Origin of the sequence: Vogesella mureinivorans, assembly GCF_007644035.1 — a bacterium.
GTDB lineage: Bacteria > Pseudomonadota > Gammaproteobacteria > Burkholderiales > Chromobacteriaceae > Vogesella > Vogesella mureinivorans.
The window spans coordinates 1-254 of record NZ_VMTV02000427.1; the positions used below are offsets into that span (position 1 = coordinate 1).

Below are 254 nucleotides of genomic sequence, written 5' to 3' on the forward strand. Positions count from 1 at the left end.
CATGGTGTATTTTTCGGGATTGGTTCAATTGTTGCCACCAGTGTTGTGCCTAAAGACAAACAGGCGAGTGCTGTTGCCATGATGTTTATGGGACTCACAATTGCCAATATTGGGGGTGTACCTCTAGCAACATGGGTTGGACAAAATATTGGTTGGCGTATGTCCTTTGCCGCAATCGCGATCTTAGGTGTCATCACCATGTTGGCATTATGGGAAGCCTTGCTGCATTTGGTGCCGTGACTACATGGATGCCT

Annotated in this window: 1 protein-coding gene; it reads left to right on the forward strand. The window is 47.2% G+C overall.

Annotation, left to right across the window (positions count from 1 at the left end; translation table 11 throughout):
* A partial coding sequence (locus tag FLQ44_RS11345) for an MFS transporter (protein ID WP_206208842.1) occupies window positions 1–240 on the forward strand: 240 nt, incomplete at its 5' end.
* Between the last annotated feature and the right edge of the window lie 14 nt (window positions 241–254).